Genomic DNA, 3,173 nt, shown 5'->3' with positions numbered 1-3,173 from the left:
CGGTGATCCTCGTCCGGCGCGCGTCGAGCCGGCGCTCCTCCCAGCGGGCGGCGGCCACGGAGCGGTCCGGCAGGTCGGCGAGGGCGGGCCCCTGCCAGAGGGCGAGCGCGTCGCCGAGGACGTCGGCGGCCTTCGCCGCGTCCCCCTCCTCCAGGGCCCGCGCCCCCTCGCCCGCGAGCCGCTCGAAGCGGAAGAGGTCGACGGCGTCCGGAGCGGCGGCGAGCCGGTAGCCGTTCTCCAACGACTCGACCGCGTCCCGGCCCAGGGCCCGCCGCAGGCGGCCCACGAGTGCCTGCAGGGCGCCCGCGGCGTCGGCGGGCGGATCGCCGTCCCACACCTCGTCGACGAGCAGCCCGGCCGGCACCGCACGCCCGGGCCGCAGGGCGAGCACGGTGAGCAGGGCGCGCAGCCGCGCCCCGCCCAGGGGTGCTGGCGAGCCGTCGTCGCGGGACGCGCGGGTGGTGCCGAGGATGGCGTAGTGCACGGGCCCATTGTCCGTGACCGCTCCGGCCGGCGCGGACGCAGTGCCGCGTCCGGGCGGGGACGCTCCCTGGGGAACGGCGTCGCGGGGGGGGGGGGGTGCGACGGGGCAGGCTCGCCGGTGCCGGGCACGCGGAGCGTCCGCGGGACGTTGCCGCTCCGTGGGTCCCGCGTCACGGGCCCGCCGCATCCGTCCACCGATCAGGAGTCCCTCCGATGACCACCGCAGTCCGCCGCAGTGACCGGCGGATCAGTCCGATCTTCCTGGGGATCGTCGCCGTCATGGCCGTGGCGGGGTGGGCCGTGTGGACGGGCTTCGCCGAGCAGACCGGCTTCGCGGTCTTCCTCTTCGTCACGGCGGCCTGGATCGTCTCGCTGTGCCTGCACGAGTACGCGCACGCGCGCACCGCGCTGCACAGCGGCGACATCTCGATCGGGGCGAAGGGGCACCTCACGCTCAACCCGCTGAAGTACACCCACGCCCTGCTGAGCATCGTGCTTCCGGTGCTCTTCGTGATCATGGGGGGCATCGGTCTGCCGGGCGGCGCCGTCTACATCGAGCGGGGGCGGATCAGCGGCCGGTGGAAGCACAGCCTGATCTCGGCCGCAGGTCCCCTGACGAACGTCCTGTTCGCCGTCGCGTGCACGGCGCCCTTCTGGCTGGACGCGCTGGACGGTGTGCCGGTCCCCTTCCGGCTCGCACTCGCCTTCCTGGCCCTGCTCCAGGTCACGGCCGCCATCCTGAACTCCCTGCCGGTCCCGGGGCTCGACGGCTACGGGGTGATCGAGCCCTGGCTCTCGTACCGGATCCGGCGCCAGGTGGAACCGTTCGCGCCCTTCGGGCTGATCGCGGTGTTCGGGCTGCTGTGGATCCCCGAGGTGAACGGCGCCTTCTTCGACGCGGTCGACGCCCTGCTGCGCGGGCTGGGGGTCGGCGAGATCGAGACGTACTGCGGGCTGGACACGTACCGCTTCTGGCAGGAGTGGTTCGGCGACCAGGACCCCGGCTGCGCGGTGACCGGCTGACGCGAAGGCGCGCGGCGACCGGCCGGCGCCCCGGCCCGCCCGGGTCGGTACGGCTAGCGCGTGCCCGCGGCGGTCTCCACCCTGTGCCGGCGCACGTAGAACCACGACATGTTCGACGAGAGGCCGGCCAGCAGCACCCAGACGATCCCGAGGAGGACACTGCCCTGGACGAAGGAGACCACGGCGGCGGTGACGGCGAGGACGCAGACGGCGAGGGCGTAGAGAGCGAGGCGGGGCATGAGGGCGGTGCTCCTGTCGGGGGCTGGTGCGCGGTCCCGTCCAGTGTCCCTCATGCCCGTTTCGGCCTCGGGCAGGGGCCCGCTCAGACGTCGGTCGCGCGCAGGCCCGCGTGTGCCTTGTAGCGGCGGTTGACCGAGATCAGGTTCGCGACCAGCGACTCGACCTGGTGGGCGTTGCGCAGCCGGCCGGCGAAGACGCCGCGCATGCCGGGGATGCGGTTCGCGAGGGCCTGCACGGTGTCGGTGTCGGCGCGCGCCTCGCCCAGCACCATCACGTCGGTGTCGATCTCCTCGATCGACTCGTCCCCGAGCAGCACCGCCGACAGGTGGTGGAAGGCGGCGGTGACCCGGGAGTCCGGCAGCAGGGCGGCGGCCTGTTCGGCGGCGCTGCCCTCCTCGGGCTTCAGGGCGTAGGCGCCCTTCTTGTCGAAACCGAGCGGGTTCACGCAGTCGACGACGAGCTTCCCGGCGAGCTCCTCCCGCAGCGACTCCAGCGTCTCGGCGTGGCCCTCCCAGGGCACGGCGACGATGACGATGTCGCTGCGGCGGGCACAGTCCGCGTTGTCCGCCCCTTCGACCCCGTGCCCCAGCTCCGCCGCCGCGGCCTCGGCGCGGTCGGCGGCACGCGAGCCGATGACGACCTTCTGCCCGGCCCGGGCGAGACGGTAGGCGAGGCCCCTGCCCTGAGGGCCGGTGCCGCCGAGTACACCGACGGTCAGCCCGGAGACGTCGGGGAGGTCCCAGGGGTCCTTGGCGGGGGGCTTGGGCGCGCTGCCGCTGTCGTTCGTAGTCATGAGCCGACCCTACTGCCAGGTAGCGGGGAAGGCGGTGGGCCGCCGCGGGAGCGCCGACGGCGACAGCCGGGTGGTGGTGGCCGGGTGGTGCCCGTTCGGGTGGACCGGACCGAACGGGCTGCCCCGGACGGGACGCCGGGGGCATGATGCCGGGCCATGGATGCCGTACGTGTCGCCCTGCTGCGCGAGGTGCTCGCCGGGACCGAGTGGCCCTCGGCGGCCCGGCGGTTCGCCAGGACCCTGCGGTCGTCGGTCGTGCCACGGGGCGGCGGGCTGCTCCTGGTCGGGACCGACGTGTACGAGCCCTGGCACCTGGCGGCGCACCTCGTCGACGAGGCGACGTGGTCGGGGCTCCCCCAGCTGCGCCCCACCCTCGTACGCCACCGGGTCGAGCCCACCGATCCGGTCCACCTGGCTGTCGGTCTCGGCCGCGTCGAGGCGGCCGGGCGGGGCGAGACCCTGCTCGTCGTGGCCCCGGGCCAGGCGGACGCCGGGCTGCTGGAGCGGGTGCACGACGCCCGCCGCGCCGGGGCGACCGTGCTCTCGCTGGACGGCGGCGACCCGGAGGTGCGGGGGCTCGCCCACGAGGCGCTCACGGTGACCGCCGGGGACGAGGTGGATCTGGACACGGTGC

Annotated in this window: 5 protein-coding genes; 2 read left to right on the top strand and 3 right to left on the bottom strand. The window is 74.9% G+C overall.

Going from position 1 to position 3,173, the window contains the following annotated elements; all coding sequences use genetic code 11:
• Positions 1-484, bottom strand: a 484-nt coding sequence (locus ABZ371_RS30795) for a BTAD domain-containing putative transcriptional regulator (protein ID WP_358685836.1), incomplete at its 3' end; no start/stop codon positions are given.
• 212 nt (positions 485-696) lie between these two features.
• Between ABZ371_RS30795 and ABZ371_RS30790 the strand changes: the two genes are divergently transcribed.
• Positions 697-1,506, top strand: coding sequence for a site-2 protease family protein (locus ABZ371_RS30790; protein ID WP_358685833.1), 810 nt, complete (start codon positions 697-699; stop codon positions 1,504-1,506).
• Positions 1,507-1,559: 53 nt separating this feature from the next.
• Here the strand turns inward: ABZ371_RS30790 and ABZ371_RS30785 are convergent, their stop codons facing one another.
• Both ABZ371_RS30785 and npdG read right to left on the bottom strand, forming a co-directional pair.
• On the bottom strand, positions 1,560-1,745 hold the full coding sequence (locus ABZ371_RS30785) for a hypothetical protein (protein ID WP_358685830.1): 186 nt from the start codon (positions 1,743-1,745) through the stop codon (positions 1,560-1,562).
• An 83-nt stretch (positions 1,746-1,828) separates the two neighbouring features.
• Positions 1,829-2,539, bottom strand: coding sequence for an NADPH-dependent F420 reductase (npdG, locus tag ABZ371_RS30780; RefSeq protein WP_358685828.1), 711 nt, complete (start codon positions 2,537-2,539; stop codon positions 1,829-1,831).
• 156 nt (positions 2,540-2,695) lie between these two features.
• On the opposite strand from npdG, the gene ABZ371_RS30775 reads away from it, so the two are divergent.
• Positions 2,696-3,173, top strand: a 478-nt coding sequence (locus ABZ371_RS30775) for a hypothetical protein (protein ID WP_358685826.1), incomplete at its 3' end; no start/stop codon positions are given.

Source organism: Streptomyces sp. NPDC005899 (assembly GCF_040629645.1).
GTDB lineage: Bacteria > Actinomycetota > Actinomycetes > Streptomycetales > Streptomycetaceae > Streptomyces.
This window is presented reverse-complemented; position numbering and strand designations above follow the sequence as displayed.

What these genes read in the sequence shown, in the direction of transcription:
- npdG (WP_358685828.1), bottom strand. Translation starts at nt 2,539, where the DNA reads ATGACTACGAACGACAGCGGCAGCGCGCCCAAGCCCCCCGCCAAGGAC.
- ABZ371_RS30785 (WP_358685830.1), bottom strand. Translation starts at nt 1,745, where the DNA reads ATGCCCCGCCTCGCTCTCTACGCCCTCGCCGTCTGCGTCCTCGCCGTC.
- ABZ371_RS30790 (WP_358685833.1), top strand. Translation starts at nt 697, where the DNA reads ATGACCACCGCAGTCCGCCGCAGTGACCGGCGGATCAGTCCGATCTTC.